Raw genomic sequence first — 24,769 nt, forward strand, 5'->3', positions numbered from 1 at the left:
TTCCCAAGCAATCCCCAGGAATGACCGGCCTGTTCCGCCGTTGACTGCCACGCTGTTGTGAGCGCGGTCGGTGTTCGGGACGTCACGTCCCGTGCCCGCAGCCGCTGATCGCGAAGGTGCCGGCAACCCCCGTCCCACGGTGTTCCGGACATCACACGCGATGTCGCCCACCCTCACCTGAGCTTGGACTACGCATGACCACCCGGGCGCCGCGCGGGTGGACCGCGAGAGGAGAATCCATGTCGCTCGACGTCTCACCGGCCCTGCTGGAGAAGGCCGAGCGGGGCGAGGTCGACGAGCGGGAATTCGTCGACTGCGTCCGCGTCTCCCTGCCGTACGCCTGGGACCTGATCAGCTCGCTGGTCGCCCAGGCGAAGGTCGACGGCACCGACTTCGCCGACAACCAGGTACCGCCGCCCAGCGAGCAGGCCCGTGGCCAGCTGCTGCGCGCCCTGGCCAGCGATGCCATCCGGGGCGCCCTGCAGCGCCACTTCGGCGTGCGGCTGGCCTTCCAGAACTGTCACCGGGTGGCGGTGTTCCTGCCGTCGGAGGCCAACGAGGCGCGGTTGACGCGCTTCACGTCGGTCCGGGAGCAGCTGCTCAACCAGTCCGAGGAACTGCGGGACTGCTGAGCGGCGGCACCCGCCGCCGCGACGCCGGCCGCCCCCGTCCCCCGGTGCGGGGGGAGGGGCGGCGGCCCGGGCCCGGGGCCCGCGGTTCAGCCCAGCTGGGGCAGGACCTCGGAGCCGAGCCGGGCGATGTTGTGCAGGGTCGCCTCGTGGTCGCCGCTGCCCTCGGCGAGCAGGGCGAACCGGCGGATGCCGGTCCGCTCGGCGGTGGCCAGCAGCCGGTCGGCGCACTGCCGCGGGGTGCCCACCGCGTGCAGGTCGCAGAGGAGTTCGGTGTACTCGCGCGGGTCGCGCATCTTGCGCTCGCGGCCGTCCACGGTGCGGTGGGCACCGAGCCCGTACTCGAACCAGCCGGGCATCGCGGCGAGCAGGGTGGAGCGGGCCGCCGCGGCACGGTCGTCGACCTGGGCCACCCCGGCCGCGACGTGCCGACGGGTGACCCGGCGCAGCTGCTCCTCGCTGCGCCCCGCGGCCAGCCACGCGGTGCGGTACAGCTCCAGCATCCGCAGCTTGTCGTCGTCCCCGGAGTGCATGCCGAGCAGCATCGGCAGGCCGCGTTCGGCGGCCAGCTTCACCCCTCCCGGCGAGGTGCAGGCGACCACCACCGGCGGACCGGCCACCGGCCGCCCGGTGCGGGTGAGTTCCTCGCCGAGGCCCTCGCCCGGGCCGTCCTCGTCCTGGCGCTGGCGCGGGAAGCGCACCGGGCCGGACTGCTCGCCGAGCCCGAGCCAGTTGCTCAGCGCGGGCCGCCGCACCGGTTCACCGGCCCGCGGCACCACCGCCACCTCCGGGAAGCTGAACTGCGGGCCGTCCGCGCCCACCCTGGAGCCGCGCAGCCAGCGCAGCAGCAGGTCCAGCCGCTCCGGGAAGCCGTTCTCGAAGGCGCCCACGCCGTCACCGAACACGTCCAGGTCGATCCACGGCCCGCCGCGGCCGACTCCGAGCGTGAAGCGCCCGCCGGAGGTGAGGTGCAGCAGCGCCGCCTGTTCGCCGAGCGCCACCGGGTGCCGGGTCGACAGCACGCTGACCGCCGTGCCGACGCCGATCCGGCGGGTGCGGCCGAGCAGCATCGCGGCCAGCGTCGCGGCGTCCGGGCAGACCCCGTACGGGACGAAGTGGTGCTCGGCCAGCCACACGCTGTCCAGGCCCGCCCGTTCGGCCTCGACGGCGGACCGGACGGTGCGCTCCAGCGCCTCGCCGTGGCTCTGCCCGGGGAACTGCGCGGACAGCAGGAACAGACCGACCCGCACCGGCGCGGTGTCCGCGGGCAGGGCCCCCGCGCGCTGCGCCGCGGGCAGCGGCTCGCCCGCGACGGCGGTCACCGGGGGGACGGCGGTCAGGGTCGGTCCGGGGGCGGGCGGCCGGACCCCGACGGGTCGACGGGTCTCGGCACGGACGTCGGTCTTGGTCATCCTTGGGCCTCCTGGGGTGCGCGCAGGGTCTGCGTGCCCCGCCTGTTCCCCTTGTGGGTATCCGATGTCATGTGCCAATGGCACGCGGAACCCCGAATTTCCCCGATGATCGGGTGGATCTCGGCAAAAACGCCGGGGCGCCGGGCGGGCCCGTGATAGTGGCCATCCGGAGGGCCGACCGGCCGTAGGCTGGAACGGCCCAGAGCCCCGGAAGAGAGGCAGTCCGCCGTGTCGCCGCGCCGCAACCGGATCAAGAGCGCCGCCCCCCGCGAGAGCGCCGAGCCGGCCGCCCCGCTCGGCGGGTCGCTGCGCCGCACCGAGAGCTACCAGGGCGACGACTGGGTGGTCCAGACGGTCGCCGGGACGGCGGGGCGGGCCTACCGCTGCCCGGGCTGCGACCAGGAGATCCCGCCGGGGGTGGGCCACGTGGTGGCCTGGCCGATGCACGGCGCCGGGGTGGACGACCGGCGGCACTGGCACCGCGCGTGCTGGGGAGCGCGGGAGCGCCGGGCCTCCAACCTCCTGCGGGGCCGCGGCGCTCCGCGGTACTGACGCCCCGGGCGGGGCAGGCGACGGACCGGCTACGCGTCGCGCTTCTTGAGCACCAGCATGCCGCCGAGCAGCGCCGCCGCCGTCCAGGCGAGGCAGATCACGAAGCCGACCCACGGCCCGTACGGCTGGCCGTGCTGCTCGTACACCAGCAGCATCCGCGAGCCCGCGTAGTCCGGGAAGTAGTGCGCCAGGGTCTTGACCTTCGGCACGGCCGAGAGGATCGGCGAGAGCAGGAAGAAGAACGGCACCAGCACGCCGAGGGCGAGCGTCTGGTTGTGCAGCATGGTGGTGACGCCCGCCGAGAACAGGCAGAGCATCGTCAGGTACAGCGCGGCGCCGAACACCGCGCGCAGCACGTGCGGTTCGCCGATCGTGGTGGAGTGCGAGCCGAGCAGCGACTGGCCGACGAAGAAGGTGACGAAGGCGGTCACCAGCGAGACCGCCAGGGCGAGTCCGCCGAGCACCGCCGCCTTGCCGCCGAGCAGGGTGGCGCGCTGCGGGACGGCGGCCAGGGTGACCCGGATCATGCCGGTGCTGTACTCGTTGCCGATCGCCAGCACGCCGAAGACGATGATGGCGAGTTCGCCGAGCATGATGCCGGCGAACGCCGTCCCGGTCGCGTCGAACGGGGACTGCTCGTTGCGGCGGAACTCGGTGAAGTTGTTGTTGGTGAGCAGGGACAGCAGCGCGCCGATGCCGACCGTGACGACGAAGGTCAGCGCGAGCGTCCAGACCGTCGAGCGGACGCTGCGGATCTTCGTCCACTCCGAGCGCAGGATCGCGGGGTAGGACGCCATCTCAGTTCTCCTCCTGCCGTGCCGCGGCGGCCTGCCGGGCGCCGTCCGCCTTCCAGCCGGCGCCCCAGGCACCGGGTGCCCCGGCCGCGTCACGGCCGGGTCCACCGCCCGCGTGGTACTCCACCGAGTCGGCCGTCATCTGCATGAACGCCTCCTCCAGCGAGGCCTGCTGCGGGCTGAGTTCGTGCAGCACCACGCCGTTCGCGGCGGCCAGTTCGCCGAGCCGGGCGACGTCGCCGTCGACCACCTCGTAGGAGCCGTCGGGGCCCGGTTCGGAGCGCAGGCCGGCGCCGGACAGCACGTCGAGCAGCCGCTCGGGCTGGGGGCTGCGCAGCCGTACGGCGGAGCGGGAGTTGCGCCGGATGAACTCCGGCATCGGCAGGTCGGCGAGCAGCCGGCCCTTGCCGATGACCACCAGGTGGTCGGCGGTGACGGCCATCTCGCTCATCAGGTGCGAGGAGACGAGGACCGTCCGGCCCTCGGTGGCGAGGCGCTTCATCAGATTGCGGATCCAGAGGATGCCCTCCGGGTCCAGGCCGTTGACCGGCTCGTCGAACATGACGATCTCCGGGTCGCCGAGCAGCGCGGAGGCGATGCCCAGGCGCTGGCCCATGCCGAGCGAGAAGCCGCGGGCCCGCTTGCGGGCGACCGGGGTGAGGCCCACCAGGGAGAGCACCTCGTCCACCCGGCGCTCCGGGATGCGGTTGCTCTGGGCGAGCCAGAGTAGGTGGTCGCGGGCGGTGCGGCCGGGGTGGACGGCCTTGGCCTCCAGCAGCGCGCCGATGTACTTGAGCGGCTCGCTGAGCTGTCCGTAGCGCCTGCCGTCGATGGTGACCCGGCCGCCGGTCGGGCGGTCGAGGTCGAGGATCATGCGCATGGTGGTGGACTTGCCCGCGCCGTTCGGGCCGAGGAAGCCGGTCACCACACCCCGGGGGACGGTGAAGCTGAGCCGGTCCACCGCGAGCGTCTTGCCGTAACGTTTCGTCAGGTCGTGCAACTCGATCATTCGCGCTCCCTTACTCTCTGTCAGGCTAGGACAAAGCGGATAGCGCGGCCCGCTGAGTGGGCCCGCCGAGCGCACCGGAATACGGTGGCCCCATGAGCGAGCGAAGCGAGCGAATCGTCGAGAGGTGCGCGTCGGGGAACGGGCCTGCCGGGCGAAGCGAGGTGGGTGCGTGACCCTGCTCCCTTCGGCCGTGTCCGTCCGCGAGAGCGGAACCGGAACCCCCCTCGTGCTGCTGCACGCCTTTCCGTTGAACGCCTCGATGTGGTCGGCCCAGCTGGACACGCTGCCCGACCTGACCGGGGACGGAGCCCGGGTGCTCGCCCCCGACCAACGGGGCTTCGGTGGCACCGAGCTGGGCGCCGACGAGCCCTCGCTGGACGCGGTCGCGGACGACCTGGCCCTGCTGCTGGACGCGGCCGGCATCGAGCGCGCGGTGGTCGGCGGAATCTCCATGGGCGGCTACGTCGCGCTGGCCTTCGCCCGCCGCCACCCCGGGCGGCTGTCCGGCCTGCTGCTGGCCAACACCCGCGCCACCGCCGACACCGACGCCGTCCGGGCCAACCGGGAGCGGATCGCGGCCGCCGTCACCGCGCGGGACAGCGTACGGCTGCTGCTGGACGAGCAGGTCGCGGCCAAGCAGCTCGGACCGGACTCGCAGCACCTCGTGGACCGGGTGGAGGCGATGGTCTCCGCCGCCCGGCCGGCCGCCGTCGCCTGGGCCCAGCGGGCCATGGCGGCCCGCCCGGAGGCCCTGGACGTCCTGTCGGGACTGCGGGTGCCGGTGGCGGTGGTCGCGGGCGCCCAGGACCCCCTGGTGGCGCCGGAGGAGGCCGAGCTGATGGTCCGGGCCCGCCCCGACGCCGAACTGACCGTCATCCCCGGAGCGGGCCACCTGAGCGCCCTGGAGGCACCCGAGGCCTTCGACGCCGCCGTCCGCGCCCTGCTGCGCCGGGTGACCGCCGGATGAGCGAGGACGCGGCCGCCTGGGACTTCTCGGCCCTGGAGGTGACCGGCCGGATGCCCGTGACCAACCGGGGCGAGGGACTGGTGGAGCTCACCCTGGAACCGCTCGGCGAGGACTACTGGATGCGCCCGGGGGAGACCTTCATCGTCACCTCGTACGGCGACTACGGGTCCGGCCACCCCTTCGAGGTGCAGTACTGGCCCGACTCGGTGTCGGTCTGGTGCACCTCCTGGTTCGGCACCGTCTCGGACGACGACGGCAACCAGCTCAGCAGCGGCTACCAGCGGCCCGACGGGGCCTACCCCCGGTAGAACCGCCCGGGATGATGACGGCGCGACGACCGACAGGCCCTCACCCGGGCGGGTGAGGGCCTGTCGTGTGTTCTCCGCGCTCGTCGCCGCGGCGTCGCGTCAGCGCGACTGCTGGGCGGGCACGCCCATGGTGTCGTCGTTCGGCAGCGAGGCGGCGGCCACGGCCGCGCCGGTCAGCGTCGCCAGCATCTCGCGGACGTTGGTCAGCTGGGCGTTGATGCTGTCGCGGCGGTTGGTGAGCGCCGCCAGCTCGCGCTCGGACTCGCTGCGGATGCGGTCGGCCTTGGCGTTGGCGTCCGCCACGATGTCCTCGGACTGGCGCTGAGCCGTCTCGACGGTCTGGCGGGCCCGGCGCTCGGCGTCGGTGCGCAGCTTCTCGGCCTCCAGGCGCAGCTGCTCGGCCCGGTGCTCGATCTCGGCCAGGCGCTTCTCGGCCTTGGCCTGACGGGCGGCCAGGTCGCGCTCGGACTGCTCGCGGCGCTTGGCCAGGTTGGTCTCGAACTCCAGCGCGGCCTGGGCGGCCTTGGTGCGGGTCTCCTCGAAGAGGGCGTCCGCCTCCTCGCGCTTGTTCTGGGCGTCCTTGTTGGCCTCGGCGCGCAGCTGGGCGGCGTCGCTCTTGGCCTTGTCGACGATCCGCAGGCCCTCGTCCTCGGCCTTGGCCTTGCGGTCCTTGGCGTAGTTCTCGGCCTCGGTGCGGACCTGCTGGGCGGCGGCCTCGGCGAGCTCGCGGTGCTGCTCGGCGGCGCGGTGCGCCTCGTCGCGCAGGTCCTTGGCCTCCTCCTCGGCGAGACGCAGGATCTTCTCGACGCGGGCGCCGAGACCGGCGTACGAGGGCTCCTGCTCGACGACCGCCGCCTGAGCGGTCTGGGTCTCCAGGTGGAGCTCCTCGATGCGCTTCTCCAGCGCACTGATCCGGGTCAAGGCACTGTCACGGTCGGCCACCAGCTTGGTGATCCGCTCGTCGACCTGGGCGCGCTCGTACCCACGGCGCACCAGGTCGAAGCCGTGAGGGGAATGACTGTCGCTCATGGGGTTCTGGGCTTCCTGTCGTCAAACCGCTGAGGTGGTTGAGGGAATCCTGACACGGTACCGGAGTGTCGACGGCGAAATGCCGTTGTCCCGCGGACAATGTCCGCTCAATCGGGTGGTGCGCTCTTGGAGCGATTGCCACCCGACCGGGGGGAGCCAACTCCGGCACCGGCCTTGGCGCCCCCGTCCTTCTTGGTGCTGCTTCCCCCGTTGGTCTGGGCGACCGGTGACGGTGCCTCGAACGCCTCCAGCGCGGACAGCACGTCCTGCACCCTGGAGATCTCGGTGTTGATGTCCTTGCGACGGCGCACCAGCTCGTCCAGCTCGCGCCGACCCTCGTCCGTGACGCGCTTCGCCTCGGCCTTCGCCTCGGCGAGCAGCCGCTCGGCCTCCGCCTTCGCCAGCTCGACCTGCTCGTCCGCGGCCTCGTCGGCGTCCCGCAGGCGCTTCTCCGCCTCGGTCGCCGCCCGGTCCAGCCGCTCCTCGGCCTCGGCCTCGGCGGACTGCAGCTTCGCCTCGGCCTTCTCGATGAGCGCCTCGGCGCGGTCGGTGGAGGTGGCGAGCTTGGTCTCCGCCTCCTTGAGCAGGCCCTCGGCCTTGCGGACCGCCGAGAGGCGCACCTTGCTCGCCTCGGCGGACGCCTCCGACGTGAGCTCGCCCGCGCGGTCCTCGGCGGCGGCGACCAGGGCCGCGGCGCGGTCCTCGGCCTCCGCGACGGTGGCCACCGCCTGCTCCTCGGCCTCGGTCAGTTGCTCCTGCGCGGCCGTCACCAGCGCGTCCACCCGCTCGCCGGCCGACTTCATGGCCGCCGCGTTCTCCTTGCGGGCGCGCTCGTGCAGCGCCTCCACCTCGGCGTCGGTGCGCTCGCGCAGCTCCTCGGCGCGCTCGCGGATCGCGGTGGCGTCGCGACGGGCCTCGGCGAGCAGCGCGTCCGCGTCGGAACGGCCCTTCTCGACCTCGCGCTGGCCGGCCGCCTCGCCGGCCGCGACCAGCCGGTCGGCCTCCTTGCGGGCGGCGGCGACCATCGCGTCCGCCTGCTCCTCGGCGGCGGCAGTGGTCGCCAGCGCGGTGGTCTGGGCGTCCTCGCCGAGCGACTCGGCGTCGGCGAAGGCCTTCTCCAGGACGGACTTGGCGTGGTCGCGGGTGCCCTTGTCGAACTGCTCGGCGGCCTCCCGGGTCTCCGCGTCGTAGGCGTCGGCGCGGGCGCGGGTGGCGCCGTCGTACTCGTCGGCCAGGGTGCGGGTGGCGAGGGCGTACTCCTCGGCCTCGGCGTGCAGCCCCGCGGCCAGCTCCTCGGCGTCGGCGAGCGAGCGGGCGCCCCGGGCCTCCGCCTCGGCCACCGTGCGGGCGGCCTGCGCCCCGGCGTCGGCGCGCAGCTGCTCGGCGGTCTCCTGGGCGGCACGCAGCTCGGCCTCGGCGTCCGCGCGCAGCTGCTCGTCGTAGACCTGGGCCTCGGCGCGCTGCCGGGCGAGCTCGGCCTCGGCGGCCTCGCGTTCGGCGGCCAGCTCCAGCTCGGTCTGCTCACGCAGCGCGGTGGTCTCGGCCTCGGTCCTGGCCCGCAGGTCGGCCGTCTCGCGGTCGGCCAGCTCGCGCTGCTCGGCGGTCTCGCGGTCGGCCAGGTCGTGGACCTCGGCGGCGTACGCGTCGGCGGCGGCGCGCTGCTCGGCGGTCTCGCGGTCGGCCAGCTCGCGCAGCTCGGCCGCGTCCTGCTCGGCGGCCTCGCGGACCTCGGCGGCCTCCTGACCGGCGGCGGTCCTGAGCGTGGCGATCTGCTCGGCGGCGGCCTCGTACATGCCGGCCACCGACTGGCGGACCTCGGCGGCCTCCTCCTCGGCGGCGGCGACCAGCTCGGCGCCCTCGGCCTTCGCGGCGGCGATCAGCTCGGCGCGGTCGGCCCTGGCCTGCTCCAGCTCGGCCCCGGCCTCGGCGCGGATGCCGTCGGCGGTGGCCCGGGCCTCGGACAGCTCGCGGCCGGCCTCGGCGCGGACCGTCTCGGCCTGCTCGTTCGCCAGCGCCAGTTCGGCGGCGGCCTTCTCGCGGGTGGCCTTGGCGTCCTTGGCGGCGTCCGCCCGGCGCTGCTCGGCGGTGGCCTCGGCGCGCTGCAGCAGTTCGTCGGCGGCCTCGCGCTGTTCGGCGGCGTAGCTGTCGGCGGTCTCGCGCTGTTCGGCGGCGTAGGCGTCGGCGGTGGTGCGGACCTCGGTGGTCTCGGTCGCGGTGCGTTCGGTGAGGTCCGCGGCGTGCTGTTCGGCCTCGGTGCGGACGCGGTCGGCGTAGGCCTCGGCGGTCTCGCGCTGCTGGGTGGTCTCGCGCTGGGTGAGGGCCCGCAGCTCGCCGGCGGCCTGTTCGGCCTCGGCCCGCACCCCGGCGGCGTAGGCGTCGGCGGTCTCGCGCTGTTCGGCGGCGTAGGCGTCGGCGGTGGTGCGGACCTCGGTGGTCTCGGTCGCGGTGCGTTCGGTGAGGTCCGCGGCGTGCTGTTCGGCCTCGGTGCGGACGCGGTCGGCGTAGGCCTCGGCGGTCTCGCGCTGCTGGGTGGTCTCGCGCTGGGTGAGGGCCCGCAGCTCGGCGGCGGCCTGTTCGGCCTGCAGACGGGCGGCCTGGGCGGCGGCCAGCTGGTCGGCAGTCTCCTCGCGCTCGTGGCGCAGCCCGGCGGCGGCCTCCTCGCGCTCGCGGCGGCTCTCCTCGCGCAGCGCCTCGGCGGCCGCCCCGGCGTCGGCCCGGGTGCGGGCGGCCTCGGTGTCGGCCTCGGTGCGCACCCGCTCGGCGTCGGCCACCGCGGCGTCTCGCACCGCGCTCGCCCCGGCCTGCGCCTCGGTGTTCAGCGCCTCCGCGGCGGCGGTCGCCTCGGACCGCACCCGCTGGTCGAACTCGGTTGCCTCGCGGCGGATTTCGGCGGTCTCGCGCTCGGCGGCGGTGCGGTTCTCGGCGGCTGCGGCCTTGGCGGCGGAGAGCGCGTCCTGGCCCTGCTGCTCGGCGGTGGCGGTGATCTTCCCGGCCTCGGCGCGGGCCCGGGCCAGGGTCTGCTCGGCCCGGCCCTGGGTCTCGGCGGCCTGCTCCTGGGCCTGCTCGCGCAGCCGGTCGATCTCGGCCGCGGCGCCCGCGCGCAGTTCGTCCGCGTCGGCCTTGGCCCTGGTGAGCAGTTCCTCGGCGTTCTTCGCCGACTCCTCGATCTGCAGCACCGCCTGGCGGCGGGCCTCGCCGCGGACCCGGTCGGCCTCGGCGGCGGCCTGGGCGCGCAGCTCCTCGGCCTCGGCGCGCAGCCGCGCCGCCTCGTCCTGCATCTGCTCGATCCGCTCGCGGATCGCGGCGGCGTCGTCCAGGGCGGCGTTCTGGGCCTGCTCGACGGCGGCCTGGGCCTGCTCGCGCAGGCGCTGCGCCTCGGCGGCGGCCTCGGCGCGGATCCGTTCGGCCTCGGCGGAGGCCTCGTTCCGGGCGGTCTCGGCGTCCTGGTTGGCCCGGCCGAGCACCTCCTCGGCGGTCTTGGCGGCCTTGGCGAGGTGGACGGTGGCGTCCTTGGCGCCGGCTGCCCGGCCCTCCTCCTCGGCCTCGCTGCGCAGCCGCAGGGCCTCGGCCTCGGCCTGGGCCCGCAGCTCGGCGACGTCCCGTTCGGCGCGGGCGCGCAGTTCGGCGATCGCGGCCTCGGCCTCGCCGCGCAGTTCGGCGGCGACCGACTCGGCGGTGGCCCGCAGCCGCTCGCTCTCCTCGGCGGCGGCGGCCTTGGCGGCGTCGGCCTCGGCCTGCCGGGTGGCGGCGGCGGTCCGTACGGCCTCGGCCTCGGCGCGGATCGCGTCGGCTTCCTTGGTGGCCTGGGCCACCATCCGGGCGACCTCGGCCTTGGCGGTCTGCGAGCGCTGCTCGTTGGCGGCCTCGCCGTCGGCGACCTTGCGCTCGGCGGCGGCCTCGGCGTCGGCCTGGAGCTGCTCGGCGGCCTGCTCGGCCTGGGCGCGCAGTGCGGCGGCTTCGTGTCGGGTGCGCTCCGCCTCGGCGATGGCCTCGGCGCGCAGCCGGTCTATCTCGGCCTTGGCGGCGGAGAGTTGCTGCTCGGCCCGGGCCTGTTCGGCGGCGGCCTGCGCCTTGAGCCGGCCGATCTCGGCCTGCGCGGCGGTGAGCTGGTGTTCGGCGGCGGCGTGGGCGGCGGCCAGCTGCTGCTGGGCCTCGCCACGCGCGGCGTCCACGTCGGCGGCGGCCTGGGCACCGGCCTGCTGGGCCTGCTCGGAGGCGGCGCGCAGCAGGCGCTCGGCGTCGTTCTGGGCGCGCTGGAGGGCGGCCTCGGCGGCGGCGTGGGCCTCGCCGCGGGCGGCGTCCACGTCGGCGGCGGTCTGGGCGCGGGCCTGGTCGGAGAGGGCGACGGCCTCCGCGCGGGCGGCGGCGACCATCCGTTCGGCCTCGGCGCGGGCCTCCTGGAGGACGCGCTGGGCCTCCTGCTCGGAGCCGGCCCGGCTCTGCTCGGCCCAGCCGTTGACGTGCTGCTCGGCGGAGCGGCGCAGCTCGGCGAGCTCGTCCTCCAGCTGGCGGCGGCGGGCGGTGAGCTCGGCCTCCAGCCGGGCGGTGCGCTCGGCGGCCTCGGCCATGATCCGCTGGGTCGCGGCCTGGGAGTCGCGCAGCTGGCGCTCCGCGTCGGCCCGCAGCTGCTGGGCCTGCATCTCGGCGGTGCGGAGCATCTGCTCGGCCTGGCCGGAGACGGCGTCGAAGGCGCGCGGCTGGGCGAGCATCCGGCGGGACTCGTGCAGCTTCGCCCGCAGCACCTCCACCTGGTAGGCGAGGTCTTCGGCATGCTCGGCTGCCTTGTCCCGCTCCTTCCGAGTCCGACCCATCTCGGCCTCGAACTGGGAGAGGTGATCGTCAGCCTCGTAGCGGTCGTTGCCCCGCACTCCGCGGTCCCATCCATCTCCTGGTCGCGTCCTCGACCCGGCCGGTTCCTGGCTCCCGTTTCCCGGGCGCCGGTCCGACTGGTCCTTGCATCCGCAGCAGGTGGACGACCCCTCGCCAATCCGGGGCCGCCCGCCGCGGTCGTCGGAGTCCGGGGCGCGGGAGCGCGGGGGTACCGCGTTCCCCCGTCCGAGTGGACTCCTGGGCGAACTCTTGCCTTGTGGAGAATGGTGACAGATCCGTTGCGACTGTTCAGCCGTGCCCGCGTAATGGACTCCCCTTGCGACGGGCCGACCGCCGGCGGGCGGACGGGCCTGTCTTCGGCCGTGCCCGTCGCCTCCGTCCCCCGGAGTCTTCGCGCACCTGGGCATTGTAGTGGGAGCGCACCGCGGGGGAATGGCCGCATGGGGGTTTTCCGGCTCTTCCGTCCAGGTTACTGACGGGTCATGGCCGACGGACCGTCGGGTGCCGCCGGGACGCGCGGCACCCTGGGGGACGGTCCGTGGACGATCAGTGCTCCTCGCGGGCGCTCTGCGCGGAGGTGACCAGCTCGGTCAGCACGCCGCCGCAGTCCTTGGGGTGCAGGAAGGTGATCCGCGAACCCATCGAGCCGATCCGGGGCTCGTCGTAGAGGACCCGGACGCCCTTGGCGCCGATGGCCGCGGCGTCGCCGTCCACGTCGGCGGTGCCGAAGGCGATGTGGTGCACGCCCTCGCCGTTCTTCTCCAGCCACTTGGCGACGGTGGAGTCGGGCCGGGTGGGCTCCAGCAGCTGGAGGTAGGAGGCGCCGCCGTCGTCGGTTCCGTTGATCCTGAGCATGGCCTCGCGGACGCCCTGCTCCTCGTTGACCTCGGAGTGGAAGACCTCGAAGCCGTAGGTGGCGCGGTAGAACTCGACCGTCTTGTCGAGGTCTCGGCAGGCGATGCCGATGTGGTCGATACGGGTCAGCACGGCGACCTCCGGGTGATGGGGGGACAAGGGTGGCACCAAGTGCAGCGCATGGCCCGCGACGGACGCCAGTGCCGGACGTGCGAGCCTGCTCACACGCGGCAGGGTTCACCCGGACCGCTCCGGCACGGTGTTGACTGGAGGGTGCCAGTGCGCTCGATCACACCGTCGCTCCGGTGACGGGCGGGTACCAGGTCAGTACATTGAGCGCATCCTCACCTGGCCACGACGTGCGAAGGGGCCCGTCCCATGACCAACACCACCTCTGTGATCGTTGCCGGTGCGCGGACCCCGATGGGTCGCCTGCTCGGTTCCCTCAAGGGATTCTCCGGTGCCGACCTCGGCGGCGTCGCCATCAAGGCCGCGCTGGAGCGGGCCGGCATCACGGGTGACCAGGTCCAGTACGTGATCATGGGCCAGGTGCTGCAGGCCGGCGCCGGCCAGATCCCGGCCCGCCAGGCCGCCGTCAAGGCCGGCATCCCGATGAACGTGCCGGCGCTGACCATCAACAAGGTCTGCCTCTCCGGCCTGGACGCCATCGCGCTGGCCGACCAGCTGATCCGCGCCGGCGAGTTCGACATCGTCGTCGCCGGCGGCCAGGAGTCGATGACCAACGCCCCGCACCTGCTGCCGAAGTCCCGCGAGGGCTTCAAGTACGGCGCGATCGGGATGCTGGACGCCATGGCGCACGACGGCCTCACCGACGCCTACGAGAACATCCCGATGGGCGAGTCCACCGAGAAGCACAACACCCGCCTGGGCATCCCGCGCGAGGCGCAGGACGAGATCGCCGCAGCCTCCCACCAGCGGGCCGCCAAGGCGCAGGCCGACGGCGTCTTCGAGGCCGAGATCGTCCCGGTCGCCATCCCGCAGCGCAAGGGCGAGCCGGTCCTGTTCGGCCAGGACGAGGGCATCCGCGCGGACACCACCGTCGAGGGCCTGGCCAAGCTGCGCCCGGCCTTCGCCAAGGACGGCACGATCACCGCCGGCACCTCCTCGCAGATCTCCGACGGCGCCGCCGCGGTGGTCGTGATGAGCAAGGCCAAGGCCGAGGAGCTGGGCCTGACCTGGATCGCCGAGATCGGCGCCCACGGCAACGTGGCCGGCCCGGACAACTCGCTGCAGTCGCAGCCGTCCAACGCGATCAAGCACGCGCTGGCCAAGGACGGCCTGGAGGTCGCCGACCTCGACCTGATCGAGATCAACGAGGCGTTCGCCGCGGTCGCGTACCAGTCCATGAAGGACCTGGGCGTCTCCTCGGACATCGTCAACGTCAACGGCGGCGCGATCGCGCTCGGCCACCCGATCGGCATGTCCGGCGCCCGCGTGGTGCTGACCCTGGCGCTGGAGCTGCAGCGCCGCGGCGGCGGGATCGGCGCGGCCGCGCTGTGCGGCGGCGGTGGCCAGGGTGACGCGCTCATCGTGCGCGTCCCGAAGGCCTGATCAGCTGATCTGATCTTCGGGGCTGCGGACCGCCACAAGCGGTCCGCAGCCCCTTCGGCGTACGCACCCGTGCGAGGAGTTCCTGATGATCGATGTCGCCACGCTGGTCGAGCAGGCCCGGGAGGGCAGGCCGCGGGCCGTCGCCCGACTGATCACGCTGGTCGAGAACGCCGCCCCGCAGCTGCGGGAGGTGATGGCCGCACTCGCGCCGTACACCGGCCAGGCCTACACCGTCGGGCTGACCGGCTCGCCCGGAGTCGGCAAGTCCACCTCCACCTCGGCGCTGGTCTCCGCCTACCGGCGGCTCGGCAAACGGGTCGGGGTGCTGGCCGTCGACCCGTCCTCGCCGTTCTCCGGCGGCGCGCTGCTGGGCGACCGGGTCCGGATGCAGGACCACGCGACCGACCCCGAGGTGTTCATCCGCTCGATGGCCACCCGCGGCCACCTCGGCGGGCTCTCCTGGACCGCGCCGCAGGCGCTGCGGGTGCTGGACGCGGCCGGCTGCGAGGTGATCCTGGTCGAGACCGTCGGCGTGGGCCAGTCCGAGGTCGAGATCGCCGCCCAGGCCGACACCACCGTGGTGCTGCTGGCCCCCGGGATGGGCGACGGCATCCAGGCCGCCAAGGCCGGGATCCTGGAGATCGGCGACGTCTTCGTGGTCAACAAGGCCGACCGGGACGGTGCCGACGCCACCGCACGGGAGCTCAACCACATGCTCGGCCTCGGCGAGGCCCGGGAGGCGGGGGACTGGCGGCCGCCGATCGTGAAGACCGTCGCGGCCCGCGGCGAGGGCGTGGACGAGGTGGTCGAGGCGCTGGAGAAGCACCGCGCCTGGCTGGAGGAGCACGGCGAGCTCGCACAGCGCCGCCGGCGCCGGGCCGCCGAGGAGATCGAGGCCATCGCGCTCGCCGAGTTGCGGGCCCGGATCGGGGACCTGCGCGGGGACCGGCACCTGGCGGCCCTCGCCGAGCGGGTGGCCGGGGGCCGGCTGGACCCGTACGGCGCGGCCGACCAACTCGTCGCCGGGCTGACCCGGGGCTGACCCGGGCTGCCGGGCCCGGACGCGCGGAAGGGCCGGTCCTCGGGCCGGCCCTTCCGTCGTACCGCGGGCGGGCGCCCGGGGCGACTACGGGCGGCCGCGCAGGCCGCGCAGGTGCTCGGCGATCGGTGCGAGCGCCTCGAACATGGCGTCCAGCTGCTCCGGGGTGAAGCGGTCGATGAAGTGGGCCCGGACGCTGCGCACGTGGTCCGGGGCGACCTGCTGCATGGTCTCCCAGCCCTGCTCGGTGAGGTGCGCGTAGAGGCCGCGGCGGTCGCCGGGGCACTCCTGGCGGAGCACCAGGCCGGCGTTCTCCATCCGGGTGATCTGGTGCGAGAGCCGGCTCTTGGACTGCAGCGTGGCGGTCGCGAGGTCAGTCATCCGCATCCGGCGGTCCGGAGCCTCGGAGAGCACGACCAGGATCTCGTAGTCGTTGATCGCCAGGTTGTGGGGCTGGAGCTCGCGGCTGAGCTGGTACTCCAGCAGCTTGGCGACCTCCAGATGGGCGCGCCACATCCGCTGCTCCCTGACGGTCAGCCAGGGAGTCTCCTCCCCGGGCTGCGACGGAGGGTTGTCCGCAGTGTCGATCGTGTGCGTGTCCATGGGATCCAGCATACTCGATTTAGTTCAATCTTGTACAAGTTTACAGGCCGAAACGCCGACCGAGGTCGCCCAGGTTACCGAGCCCCGGCAGGTTGGGGTTGCCGCCGCCGTGCCCGGCCGAGCCCGGCTGGGACGGCACCCCGCCCATCGGGACGCCCGCCTCGGCGCCCACCTGCCCGACCGACCGCTCCGCCATCAGCTTCTCGCTGGACTGCAGCAGCACCTGCCCGGCGCCGATGAACTCGAACTGGTGCTCCTCGCCGGAGGCGCCGCCGAGGCCGGTCAGCCGCCGGATGCCGCCGATCAGCCCGTGCATGTAGTCGTGGTCGTAGTGGTGGCACGGCGCCGGGCAGTCCGCCCAGCCGACCAGCGCCTGCGGGTCCACCCGGATCGGCGGCTCGACGAAGTGCACCGGCCCGTTGGAGGCGGCGACGAAGCGGCCGGTGCCGATCAGGGTCAGGAACCCCGGGATGATCGACTGCTTGAGCCGCAGCGTCGGGTCGAAGGCGAGCAGGTTGCCGGAGCGGACGGTCAGGTTGCCGTCTTCCAGGTCGTACGAATTGAGGTCGAACGCCCGGTCGGCCAGCAGCAGCTTGCCGCGGCCCTCGGCGACCACCCAGTCCGACGCGTGCATCGGCGAGTTGAAGTGCTGGCCGAGCATCCGGTCGACCATCCCGGCGCCGACGCCCTTGAAGGTGATGTCGCCGTAGTAGGCGACCATCTTGCCCTTCTGGAGGAAGTAGGACCCGTTCAGCTCAACCGAGAAGGCGTACGGGTTGACGTTGTCGTTGACCGGCAGGCTGTGGACGTCGTGGACCACCGGGCCGGTGCCGTCCTGGGCGGTCGGCAGGGGGGCGATCGGGCCGCCGAACTGCTCCTGGGCGTACGGCTGCTGGGGCGGCGAGGGCTGGTGCGGCTGCCCGGGCGGGGGCGTCCGGTACCCGCCCTGCTGGGGGTAGCCGCCCTGCGGCGGGTACCCCTGCTGCGGGCCGTGGTTCGGAGGGGGCGGCGGTACGACGAAGCCGGGCTGGGTCGGCTGGTCGTGCGGAGAGCCGTACGGGGGCTGCGGCGGGTAGGACATCAGAGCTTCTCCTCGCTCGCCTGGACGTACACCGTGCCCTGCCCGGACAGCTCCAGCTGGAACGCCTCGCCCGAACCGCGGCCGATCATGTCGCGCCAGCCGAGCGCGGTGGACAGCTTGTTGCGCACGTCGCCGCGGTGCGCCACGTACGCCTGCGGGTCGACGTGCACCTCCTGGCCGGGGACGATCGGCAGCTCGAAGACGCCGCCGTGGGCCATCACCGCGACCGAGCCGTGGCCCTCCAGCTTGGTGGTGAACAGGCCCTGCCCGGTGACCTGGCCGCGGACCATGCCCATCACCCCGCCCTGCGAGCCCATGAACATGGTGGACTGCCGCAGCGTGCCCTCGAAGGCGAGCAGCCGGTCCGCCTCGACGTACAGGGTGTCGCCGAACAGGTCGATCACGTGGACGTGGTGGCCGCCGTGGCCGAACATCACCCGGCCCTGGCCCTCGACCGTCATCAGCGGGGTGTCCTCGTTGGCCACCCGGCGGCCGATCATCGACATCACGCCGCCCTGGCCGCCGGTGATGTTCGGCGTGAAGCGGACGTCGCCGCTGTACGCGAGCATCGCGCCGCGCTGGCTGAACAGCCGCTGCCCGGGAACCACCTGGGCCTCGACCATCTTGCCGTTGATCTTCGTGAAGCCCATCAGACGTCACCCCCGATGGTGACCTTCTCGGACGGCTGCACGTACACCAGGCCGTCGCCGCTGAACTCGACCTGGACGGCCTCGCCGCCGCCCTCGCCGATCACCGTGGTCCAGCCCGCGCCGGACTTCAGGCTGCGGTGCAGGTTGCCGGTGTGCGCCACGTACGCGCCCGGGTCGACGCGCAGCGGCATGCTCTTGTCGACCCGCAGGATGATGGCGGGTCCGTTGGAGGTGAGGGCGGCCCAGCCGTGGCCCTCCACCTTGGTGGTGAAGAGGCCGTTGCCGGAGGACATGCCGTTGAGGCCGGTGAAGCTGGTGCCGGTGTGCAGGGTGGACTCCGTGCAGAGCAGGTTGTCCGCCTCGACGTACAGCGCCTCGCCGTTCAACCGGACCAGATTGATCTCGGTGGCCTTGTCGGCGAAGTAGCAGGTGCCCTGGCCCTTCACCTCCATCACCGTCATCTTCTCGCCGGTCAGCCGGCGGGCGACCATGCCGCGCAGGCCGTCACCGCCACCGGTCAGCTTCTTGAAGGTCATCTGCCCGGTGTAGGCGACCATCGAGCCGTGTCTGGCCTTGACGGCGTCCCCGCCCAAGTCGACGGCGAGCACTCGCGATCCCTGGAGTCTGAACTGTGCCACGGCCGCAATCTAGCCGCTGCGGCCGTGGCACGGGGAGGGTGCGGGCCCGGACTGGTACCGGGCTGGGACAAAAGCGCCGGTCAGCTGCGCGCGTGCGCCCCGTGTCCGTGTCCGTGTCCGGGGTGCGGTACCGTGCCGGCGGCCTGCTCGACCTCCAGCAGCGAGGCCGAGTGGCGCTCCGCCTCGAAGGCCACCACGCCGCCGCGCAGTCCGAACAGGCGCTTGGAGAGCATGATCCAGAGGACCGCCGCGATGTTCAGCACCAGGGTGCAGATCTTCACCGCGCTGACGTGGTGGCTCAGCTCGTAGCCCTCCAGCGGCAGGAAGGCCGCGGTGGCGACCACCGTCAGGTACTCGGCCCAGCGCTTGTTCAGCCAGAGGCCGACCGCTTCGACGATCTCGATCACGGCGTAGGCCAGCAGGGCGCCCGCGGCGACCAGCAGGGTGCTCTTCTTGAAGTCGAAGGTCTTGCGGATCGTCTCGACGATCGGGGCGTGTTCGAGGTCCCAGTGGAAGTGCTCCGTGACCGGCCTGAAGACCGTCAGGTTCTCGTCGAAGACCCGGTGCACCGCGTCCTGGCTGTTGGAGAACTTCCACACGGCCCAGGCGATCACGATGATCAGCAGTCCGCGCAGCACCCGCTCGACGGCGAGGAAGCGCAGGATGAAGAGGTCCCGCAGCGCCTTGCCGCGCGGTACCAGCGGCGCGTCCGCGGCGGGGCCGGAGCCGTGCGGGGCGCCCAGCGCGAAGTCGCCGCAGCGCAGGCAGCGCCAGGCGTCGCCGAGGGCGGTGGCGGCGTGCAGCCGGGAGGCCAGCTCGGGCTCGGCCGGCGCGTAGGTGATGTGCCCGCGCTTGGCGCAGGTCCTGCGGTCCCAGTCGCGCTTGAACATGTGGTGACTACCCCCGTGGCGTGGTGCTTCCGGCGCCCGGATCGGTGGACGCGCGGGCAGCAGGATAGGGGGTCCCGGTGACGGGTGGTCGCGCTCGGTCGCGTTCCGGCACACAGCTGTGACAACGCGGGCGGGCTCGGGGAGGCGGCTGCGGGCGGGGACTGTGAGATCGGGCACGGAGCCCACCCCCGGCCGGGGGCCCGCACGTGTGCTCGGTGATAATGGCCGGAAGGCTTGTGAGTCGCTTCACAAGCGTGCCAGCGCCTCCGACCCCCGTATTGAGGTACCCAACGTGAACAGCAGCGCCGTCCACCGCCTGCGCCTGGTCTCCGGCCCCGAAGGGGTCTCGTTCGTCCTGCTGCTGATCTGCTCGGTGCTGAAGCGGACCACCTCGTTCGACGCCGTCCCGGTGATGGGCATGGTCCACGGGATCCTGTTCATCCTCTACGTGGTCTTCTGGATCCAGGCCTGGCAGGTGCAGAAGTGGGACGCCAAGCGCGGCGTCCTGCTGTTCGTCCTCTCGGTGGTGCCCACCGGCGGCTTCTTCGCCGAGCGGATGCTCGGCCAGGAGGAGCGGGGCGAGCTGGAGCCCGCCACCGCCTGACCCCCTGCGCGGACGGTCGACAGGCTGCCGCGGCCTCCTCTCCCAAAGGGCCGCGGCAGCCTGTCGCCGTTTCTTACCGGGGGTGGCTCTCGTTCTTACCGAGGGTGGCTCTCGCCGGGTGCGGCTAGTTGACGTTCACGCCGCTCCAGGCCGCCGCGACCGCCTTGTACTCGGTGCTGGTCGCGCCGTACAGGTCGGTGGCGGCCTTCAGGGTCGCCGTGCGGGCGGCCTTGTAGTTGGTGGTGGAGGTCATGTAGACGGTCAGCGCGCGGTACCAGACGGCCGCCGCCTTGGTCCGGCCGATGCCGGTGACCGTCGAGCCGTTGGAGGTCGGGCTGTTGTAGCTGACCCCGTTGATGACCTTCGCGCCGCTGCCCTCGGACAGCAGGTAGAAGAAGTGGTTGGCCACGCCCGAGGAGTAGTGGACGTCCTTGTTGCCGACGGTGGAGGACCAGTAGTCGGCCGAGGCGCCGTCCTTGGAGGGCTTGTCCATGTAGCGCAGCGGGGTGCCGTTGCCGTTGATGTTGAGCTTCTCGCCGATCAGGTAGTCCGGCGGGTCGGAGGGCAGGTTGGCCGACCACTCGACCATGGTGCCGAAGATGTCCGAGGTCGCCTCGTTGAGGCCGCCGGACTCGCCCGAGTAGTTCAGGTTGGCCGTGGCGGAGGTGACGCCGTGGCTCATCTCGTGGCCGGAGACGTCGATGGCGGTCAGCGGGTGGGTGTTGCCGGAGCCGTCGCCGTAGGTCATGCAGAAGCAGCTGTCGTCCCAGAACGCGTTGACGTAGTTGGTGCTGTAGTGGACCCGGCTCGCGGCGCCGACGCCGTTGTTCTTGATGCCGTTGCGGCCGAAGGTGTTCTTGTAGAAGTCCCAGGTGGCCGCGGCGCCGAACTGGGCGTCCACGGCGGCGGACTCGCGGTTGGACGGCAGTCCGTTGCCCCAGGAGTTGGTGGTCTTGCTGAAGAGCGTGCCGCTGCCCGAGGTGCCGCCCTTGAGGTCGGTGGTCGACTGGTTGCCCCGGCTGGCGTCCTTGAGCTGGTAGTTCGAGCCGCTCTGGGTGGTGGTCAGCGTGACGGTGCCGACGTTGACGCCCTTGCCGGTGCCGGTCGCGGTCTGGACGTGCTCCTGGCTGGACAGCACCTGGCCGGTGGCGGCGTCGGTGACGACCTCCTGGCGGCTCGGGGTGCCGTCCGCCCGCTCGCCGGTGACCACCGTGCGCTGGGCCAGGCGCGGGGCGCCGTCGGCCGCCCAGACGACCAGTTCGGTCGCGCCGGCGCCGTCGACCCGGCTGAGCGCGGCCTCGTCCTCGTCGGCGGCGATGCCGACCGTCGCGCGGACCGCGGCGGTGGCCCGTTCGGCGGCCTGGCCGGCGGCGACGCCCGGGGTCAGGGTGGGCACGGACAGCTGTCCGGCGAAGGCGCGGTCGACCGAGCCCACCGAGCCGTCGGCCTTCTGGTGGACGACCAGGTCGCCGCCGATCACCGGCAGGCCGGCGTAGGTCCGCTCGTACCGGAGGTGCCGGGTGCCGTCCCGGTCGACCACGACGTCCTTGGGGACGAGCTTCTCCTGGCCGCCGAGGGCGAGGGCCTGCGCCACCGGGGCGCTCTGCCCGGCGGCCAGCGCGAGCAGCGCGGACTGCTGCTGCTCCGGCGCGGGGGCGGCGGCCTGGGCGGCGGGGACGGCGGCGATCTGGACGACGCCGGCCAGCAGGGCGGTGGCGGAGAGTACGGCTCCGACAGTCAGCTTTCGCTTCACGGACGGGGGTTCCTTCCACGAGACCCGCGGGTGCGTGCGGGTGCGCCGCGTACCGGGGCGCCGGGGTTGACGCCGTGGGGCGGTAGGGCGCGGACGTGCTGCTCCCGTGCGGTTCCTGACGCTCCGCCGGATGGGGTGGGGGTGGCGGAGGTCGGACGGGGCTTGGTCAGAAGCATGACAATCGCAGGCAGGGATGGACAGGTCGCGTACGGGGATTGGCCAGGAATCGCCAGTCCGGGGTGCGGGTGGTTCGGTTGCTGCCGGTTGTCCGGTACGGATGGGTTCGTCCCGCTGGCGGGACTCCGCCAGCGGGCGGCCTTGACGCCCGGCGGACGTGCCCGGCTCCCGGCCCGGCGGACGTGCCCGCCTCCCGGCCCGGAAGACGGGCGGACGCCCGGGGCCTGCCCTCCGCGGGCCCCGGGCGTCCGGATCGGGTGCGCCGTGCGTCAGTTGACGTTGACGGCGGTCCAGGTCGCCGCGACCGCGTTGTACTCGGCGCTGTTGGCGCCGTACAGGTCGGTGGCGGCCTTGAGGGTCGCCGTGCGGGCGCCCGCGTAGTCGGTGGTCGAGGTCATGTAGGTGGTCAGCGCCTTGTACCAGACCTGGGCGGCCTTGTCCCGGCCGATGCCGGCGAGGGTCGAGTTGTTGTAGGTCGGGCTGTTGTAGCTGACGCCGTTGATGGTCTTGGCGCCGCTGCCCTCGGCGAGCAGGTAGAAGAAGTGGTTGGCCACGCCCGAGGAGTAGTGGACGTCCTTGTTGCCGACGGTGGAGGACCAGTAGTCGGCCGAGGCACCGTCCTTGGACGGCTGGTCCATGTAGCGCAGCGGCTTGCCGTCACCGTTGATGTCGATCAGCTCGCCGATCAGGTAGTCCGGCTTGTCGGCGGGCAGGTTGGCGTAGAACTCGACCATGGTGCCGAAGATGTCCGAGGTGGCCTCGTTGAGGCCGCCGGACTCGCCCGAGTAGTTCAGGTTGGCGGTGGCGGAGGTGACGCCGTGGCTCATCTCGTGGCCGGCCACGTCCAGCTCGGTCAGCGGGTGGGTGTTGCTGGTGCCGTCGCCGTAGGTCATGCAGAAGCAGCTGTCGTCCCAGAATGCGTTGACGTAGTTGCGCCCGTAGTGGACCCGGCTCGCGGCGCCGACGCCGTTGTTCTTGATGCCGTTGCGGCCGAAGGTGTTCTTGTAGAAGTCCCAGGTGGCGGCGGCACCGAACTGGGCGTCCACGGCGGCGGACTCCGCGTTGGAGGACAGGCCGTTGCCGAAGCTGTCGGTCGAGTTGGCGACCAGGGTGCCGGACCCGGAGGTCTTGCCCTTCAGGGTGTAGGTGGCCTGGCCGCCGCGGCTCGCGTCCTTCAGCGAGAAGGTCGAGCCGCTCTGGGTGGTGGTCAGCGGGACGGTGCCGACGAAGACGCCCTTGCCGGTACCGGCGGCGGTCTGCACCTCCTCGTGGGTGGAGAGCACCTGGCCGCTCGCCGCGTCGGTGACCAGCAGCTGACGGCTCGGGGTGCCGTCGGCGCGCTCGCCCTCGACGGTGGTGCGGTACGCCAGGCGCGGGTTGCCGTCGGTGGCCCAGACGACCAGCTCGGCCTGGCCGGTCTGGTGCACGGCCGTCAGCGGGGCCTCGTCCTTGTCGGCGGTGACGCCGACGGTGGACTGCACGGCGCCGGTCGCCTGGGCGGCGGCCTTGTCGGCGGGGATCTGCGGGGTGAGGCTCGGCAGGGCGATCGTCGCGCCGGTGGCCTTGTCCACGGAGGTGGTCGAGCCGTCCGCCTTCTGGTGCACCACGAGGTCGCCGCCCAGGACCGGGAGCCCGGCGAAGGTGCGCTCGTAGCGGAAGTGACGGGTGCCGTCGGCGTCCACCAGGGCGTCCTTGGCGACGAGCTGCTCCTGGCCGCCCAGGGCCAGGGCGTGCGCCACCTTGGCCGCCTGGCCGTTGGCCAGGGCGATCAGGTCGGCGGTCCGGGAGTGCGGGGCCGGGTCCGCGACGGCCACGGTGCTGACCTGGACGACGCCCGTGAGCAGGGCGGTGGCGGAGAGTACGGCGACTGCGGCGAGCTTTCGCTTCACGGACGAGTCCTTCCGGGAAACCGCGTGTGGGCGCGGTCGCACCACGTCCCGGGGGCCGGGGTCGGCACCTGAGGGGCGGGACGGGCGCTGACGTGCAGGGGCCCCGAGCGGTCGAGCGGCTGGCCACCGGTGGGTGGGGGTGGTGGCCGCCGGACGGGGTTGGCGGAAAGCATGACAATCGAGCAAATCAAATGACAGGTCTTCCTCATGAATTGGCCAAGTCCCGCCAGGAGTTGGCAATGTGAACAGAGGGACGAATGGGATCAATCGCCCCGGCCTCCGATGGGTTGCCGTCCGAACCGGGGCCCGAATCACCGGTGTTGGCGCGATCCGGGGCGAACAGCGTTTCGCCGCAACCGTGTTGCGGTCCGTTCACGCCGTCGCAATGTCCAGGTATGGACCTGGCCGCCCGATTGGCGGGATCCCGCCACGCGTCGCGCTTGTCCACCATCAGGACGGCTGGTAGCGCCCGTCCCGGCCGCCGGTACGGTAAGGAGGTGGCCAAGCCCCTCGCTCTCGACTTCGACCCGATCGCCCGCGCCGACGAGCTGTGGACCCGCCGTTGGGGCGCTGTCCCCTCGATGGCGGCGATCACCTCGATCATGCGCGCCCACCAGATCCTGCTGTCCCGCGTGGATGCGGTGCTCAAGCCGTACGGGCTGACCTTCGCCCGCTACGAGGCGCTGGTGCTGCTGACCTTCAGCAGGACCGGGGAGCTCTCGCTCTCCAAGATCGGCGAGCGGCTCATGGTCCACCCGACCAGCGTCACCAACACCGTCGACCGCCTGGAGCGGGCCGGCCTGGTCGCCCGCCGCCCCAACCCGCTGGACGGCCGCGGCGTGCTGGCCGCGATCACCGGGCGCGGCCGCGAGGTGGTCGAGGAGGCCACCCGGGAACTCATGGCGATGGAGTTCGGGCTGGAGGAGTACGGCCCCGGGCAGTGCCGCCAGGTCTTCGAGCTGCTCAAGCCGCTGCGGATCGCGGCCGGTGACTTCTCCGAGCCGGAGGAGGGGGCTGCGCAGGGGGAGGCGTGAGGGCGGCTACCCTCGTGGGAGCGGTGCGCGGATCCGGGCGTACCGGCCGAAAATGCCGAGCGAGGCGAGGAAGAGTATGAAGGCGACCCCCCTGCTGGGCTGGTACCGGGGCCTGGCTGTTGCGACCGGTGTGGCACTGCTGGTGTTCTGCGGCTTCATGGTCGCGAAGTACGGCTTCGGCACGGCCGAGGAACTGACCATGTACGTCGCGATGCTGCACGGCTACCTGTACATCGGGTACTTCGTGGTGACCTTCCTGCTCGGGCAGAAGCTGAAGTGGCCGCTCGGCCGCCTGGTGCTGACCCTGGCGGCGGGCTGCATCCCGTTCCTCTCCTTCGTCTTCGAGCGCAAGGTGGCCCGCGAGGCCGCCGAGCAGATCCCGGCGGGCGCCGGCGCCCGCCAGCCGGCCGGCGTCTGAGCCGCGAGCCCGCACGAGGGCCCCTTCCCCGCCCCG

General features: G+C 73.0%; 22 protein-coding genes. 9 read left to right on the top strand and 13 right to left on the bottom strand.

The window, feature by feature from the left end; all coding sequences use genetic code 11:
* Positions 1–239 precede the first annotated feature (239 nt).
* On the top strand, positions 240–632 hold the full coding sequence (locus AB0D10_RS10555; RefSeq protein ID WP_360254029.1) for an SCO5389 family protein: 393 nt from the start codon (positions 240–242) through the stop codon (positions 630–632).
* Positions 633–718: 86 nt separating this feature from the next.
* Here the strand turns inward: AB0D10_RS10555 and AB0D10_RS10560 are convergent, their stop codons facing one another.
* Entirely contained in the window at positions 719–1,879 is a 1,161-nt protein-coding gene (locus tag AB0D10_RS10560) for an LLM class flavin-dependent oxidoreductase (protein WP_360254205.1), read from the bottom strand.
* Positions 1,880–2,269: 390 nt separating this feature from the next.
* Here AB0D10_RS10560 and AB0D10_RS10565 point away from each other — a divergent pair, with 390 nt between their 5' ends.
* Positions 2,270–2,593, top strand: a complete 324-nt coding sequence (locus AB0D10_RS10565) for an ATP/GTP-binding protein (protein WP_360254031.1) — start codon at positions 2,270–2,272, stop codon at positions 2,591–2,593.
* 29 nt (positions 2,594–2,622) lie between these two features.
* Here AB0D10_RS10565 and AB0D10_RS10570 read toward each other — a convergent pair whose 3' ends face one another.
* Together AB0D10_RS10570 and AB0D10_RS10575 are read right to left on the bottom strand one after the other, a co-directional pair.
* Positions 2,623–3,390 carry an ABC transporter permease subunit gene (locus AB0D10_RS10570; protein ID WP_360254033.1) on the bottom strand — a complete coding sequence of 256 codons (768 nt, stop codon included), beginning with the start codon at positions 3,388–3,390 and terminating at the stop codon, positions 2,623–2,625.
* A 1-nt stretch (position 3,391) separates the two neighbouring features.
* Positions 3,392–4,396 (bottom strand): ABC transporter ATP-binding protein, encoded by a 1,005-nt coding sequence (locus AB0D10_RS10575; RefSeq protein ID WP_360254034.1) that lies wholly within the window; start codon positions 4,394–4,396, stop codon positions 3,392–3,394.
* A gap of 169 nt (positions 4,397–4,565) precedes the next feature.
* On the opposite strand from AB0D10_RS10575, the gene AB0D10_RS10580 reads away from it, so the two are divergent.
* Together AB0D10_RS10580 and AB0D10_RS10585 are read left to right on the top strand one after the other, a co-directional pair.
* The gene (locus tag AB0D10_RS10580; protein WP_360254035.1) at positions 4,566–5,363 is read left to right on the top strand and encodes an alpha/beta hydrolase; all 798 of its coding nucleotides are present in this window, start codon (positions 4,566–4,568) and stop codon (positions 5,361–5,363) included.
* On the top strand, positions 5,360–5,671 hold the full coding sequence (locus tag AB0D10_RS10585; RefSeq protein ID WP_360254036.1) for a hypothetical protein: 312 nt from the start codon (positions 5,360–5,362) through the stop codon (positions 5,669–5,671). The genes AB0D10_RS10580 and AB0D10_RS10585 overlap by 4 nt, the downstream gene beginning before the upstream one ends.
* Positions 5,672–5,770: 99 nt before the next feature.
* Here AB0D10_RS10585 and AB0D10_RS10590 read toward each other — a convergent pair whose 3' ends face one another.
* From AB0D10_RS10590 to mce, 3 genes are all read right to left on the bottom strand, one after another.
* Positions 5,771–6,700 (bottom strand): cellulose-binding protein, encoded by a 930-nt coding sequence (locus AB0D10_RS10590; protein WP_030057505.1) that lies wholly within the window; start codon positions 6,698–6,700, stop codon positions 5,771–5,773.
* 107 nt (positions 6,701–6,807) lie between these two features.
* Complete coding sequence (locus AB0D10_RS10595) at positions 6,808–11,568, bottom strand: hypothetical protein (protein ID WP_360254038.1); 4,761 nt, start codon at positions 11,566–11,568, stop codon at positions 6,808–6,810.
* A 508-nt stretch (positions 11,569–12,076) separates the two neighbouring features.
* Positions 12,077–12,517 (bottom strand): methylmalonyl-CoA epimerase, encoded by a 441-nt coding sequence (mce, locus tag AB0D10_RS10600; RefSeq protein WP_360254207.1) that lies wholly within the window; start codon positions 12,515–12,517, stop codon positions 12,077–12,079.
* 246 nt (positions 12,518–12,763) lie between these two features.
* Here mce and AB0D10_RS10605 point away from each other — a divergent pair, with 246 nt between their 5' ends.
* Together AB0D10_RS10605 and meaB are read left to right on the top strand one after the other, a co-directional pair.
* Entirely contained in the window at positions 12,764–13,957 is a 1,194-nt protein-coding gene (locus tag AB0D10_RS10605) for an acetyl-CoA C-acetyltransferase (protein ID WP_360254040.1), read from the top strand.
* Positions 13,958–14,042: 85 nt separating this feature from the next.
* A complete protein-coding gene (meaB, locus tag AB0D10_RS10610; RefSeq protein ID WP_360254042.1) occupies positions 14,043–14,999 on the top strand; it encodes a methylmalonyl Co-A mutase-associated GTPase MeaB in 957 nt (318 codons plus the stop codon).
* 84 nt (positions 15,000–15,083) lie between these two features.
* Here meaB and AB0D10_RS10615 read toward each other — a convergent pair whose 3' ends face one another.
* From AB0D10_RS10615 to AB0D10_RS10635, 5 genes are all read right to left on the bottom strand, one after another.
* Positions 15,084–15,599: a MarR family transcriptional regulator gene (locus AB0D10_RS10615; RefSeq protein ID WP_360254044.1), complete on the bottom strand. Its 516-nt coding sequence runs from the start codon at positions 15,597–15,599 to the stop codon at positions 15,084–15,086.
* A 40-nt stretch (positions 15,600–15,639) separates the two neighbouring features.
* A complete protein-coding gene (locus AB0D10_RS10620; protein ID WP_360254209.1) occupies positions 15,640–16,449 on the bottom strand; it encodes an AIM24 family protein in 810 nt (269 codons plus the stop codon).
* A gap of 230 nt (positions 16,450–16,679) precedes the next feature.
* Positions 16,680–17,330, bottom strand: coding sequence for an AIM24 family protein (locus AB0D10_RS10625; RefSeq protein WP_360254046.1), 651 nt, complete (start codon positions 17,328–17,330; stop codon positions 16,680–16,682).
* Positions 17,330–17,968, bottom strand: coding sequence for an AIM24 family protein (locus AB0D10_RS10630; protein ID WP_360254048.1), 639 nt, complete (start codon positions 17,966–17,968; stop codon positions 17,330–17,332). The genes AB0D10_RS10625 and AB0D10_RS10630 overlap by 1 nt, the downstream gene beginning before the upstream one ends.
* Before the next feature lie 80 nt (positions 17,969–18,048).
* Positions 18,049–18,858, bottom strand: coding sequence for a DUF2127 domain-containing protein (locus AB0D10_RS10635; protein ID WP_360254050.1), 810 nt, complete (start codon positions 18,856–18,858; stop codon positions 18,049–18,051).
* Between the two features lie 292 nt (positions 18,859–19,150).
* Between AB0D10_RS10635 and AB0D10_RS10640 the strand changes: the two genes are divergently transcribed.
* Positions 19,151–19,462, top strand: a complete 312-nt coding sequence (locus AB0D10_RS10640) for a DUF3817 domain-containing protein (protein ID WP_360254052.1) — start codon at positions 19,151–19,153, stop codon at positions 19,460–19,462.
* A gap of 124 nt (positions 19,463–19,586) precedes the next feature.
* On the opposite strand, the gene AB0D10_RS10645 is transcribed toward AB0D10_RS10640, so the two are convergent.
* Both AB0D10_RS10645 and AB0D10_RS10650 read right to left on the bottom strand, forming a co-directional pair.
* Positions 19,587–21,215 (bottom strand): M4 family metallopeptidase, encoded by a 1,629-nt coding sequence (locus AB0D10_RS10645; protein WP_360254054.1) that lies wholly within the window; start codon positions 21,213–21,215, stop codon positions 19,587–19,589.
* 446 nt (positions 21,216–21,661) lie between these two features.
* Positions 21,662–23,281, bottom strand: a complete 1,620-nt coding sequence (locus tag AB0D10_RS10650; protein ID WP_360254056.1) for a M4 family metallopeptidase — start codon at positions 23,279–23,281, stop codon at positions 21,662–21,664.
* Positions 23,282–23,778: 497 nt separating this feature from the next.
* Here AB0D10_RS10650 and AB0D10_RS10655 point away from each other — a divergent pair, with 497 nt between their 5' ends.
* Together AB0D10_RS10655 and AB0D10_RS10660 are read left to right on the top strand one after the other, a co-directional pair.
* Complete coding sequence (locus tag AB0D10_RS10655) at positions 23,779–24,315, top strand: MarR family transcriptional regulator (protein WP_360254058.1); 537 nt, start codon at positions 23,779–23,781, stop codon at positions 24,313–24,315.
* A gap of 76 nt (positions 24,316–24,391) precedes the next feature.
* Entirely contained in the window at positions 24,392–24,733 is a 342-nt protein-coding gene (locus AB0D10_RS10660; protein WP_360254060.1) for a DUF3817 domain-containing protein, read from the top strand.
* The last annotated feature ends 36 nt before the right edge of the window (positions 24,734–24,769 follow it).

The sequence above is a fragment of the Kitasatospora sp. NPDC048545 genome, from assembly GCF_040651155.1.
In the GTDB taxonomy this organism is placed as follows: Bacteria; Actinomycetota; Actinomycetes; order Streptomycetales; family Streptomycetaceae; genus Kitasatospora.

Excerpts from the sequence above, each read along its gene's own strand:
- AB0D10_RS10590 (WP_030057505.1), bottom strand. The coding sequence starts at position 6,700 with ATGAGCGACAGTCATTCCCCTCACGGCTTCGACCTGGTGCGCCGTGGG.
- AB0D10_RS10660 (WP_360254060.1), top strand. The coding sequence starts at position 24,392 with ATGAAGGCGACCCCCCTGCTGGGCTGGTACCGGGGCCTGGCTGTTGCG.
- AB0D10_RS10585 (WP_360254036.1), top strand. The coding sequence starts at position 5,360 with ATGAGCGAGGACGCGGCCGCCTGGGACTTCTCGGCCCTGGAGGTGACC.
- AB0D10_RS10575 (WP_360254034.1), bottom strand. The coding sequence starts at position 4,396 with ATGATCGAGTTGCACGACCTGACGAAACGTTACGGCAAGACGCTCGCG.
- AB0D10_RS10555 (WP_360254029.1), top strand. The coding sequence starts at position 240 with ATGTCGCTCGACGTCTCACCGGCCCTGCTGGAGAAGGCCGAGCGGGGC.
- AB0D10_RS10615 (WP_360254044.1), bottom strand. The coding sequence starts at position 15,599 with ATGGACACGCACACGATCGACACTGCGGACAACCCTCCGTCGCAGCCC.
- meaB (WP_360254042.1), top strand. The coding sequence starts at position 14,043 with ATGATCGATGTCGCCACGCTGGTCGAGCAGGCCCGGGAGGGCAGGCCG.
- AB0D10_RS10605 (WP_360254040.1), top strand. The coding sequence starts at position 12,764 with ATGACCAACACCACCTCTGTGATCGTTGCCGGTGCGCGGACCCCGATG.
- AB0D10_RS10570 (WP_360254033.1), bottom strand. The coding sequence starts at position 3,390 with ATGGCGTCCTACCCCGCGATCCTGCGCTCGGAGTGGACGAAGATCCGC.
- AB0D10_RS10625 (WP_360254046.1), bottom strand. The coding sequence starts at position 17,330 with ATGGGCTTCACGAAGATCAACGGCAAGATGGTCGAGGCCCAGGTGGTT.
- AB0D10_RS10635 (WP_360254050.1), bottom strand. The coding sequence starts at position 18,858 with ATGTTCAAGCGCGACTGGGACCGCAGGACCTGCGCCAAGCGCGGGCAC.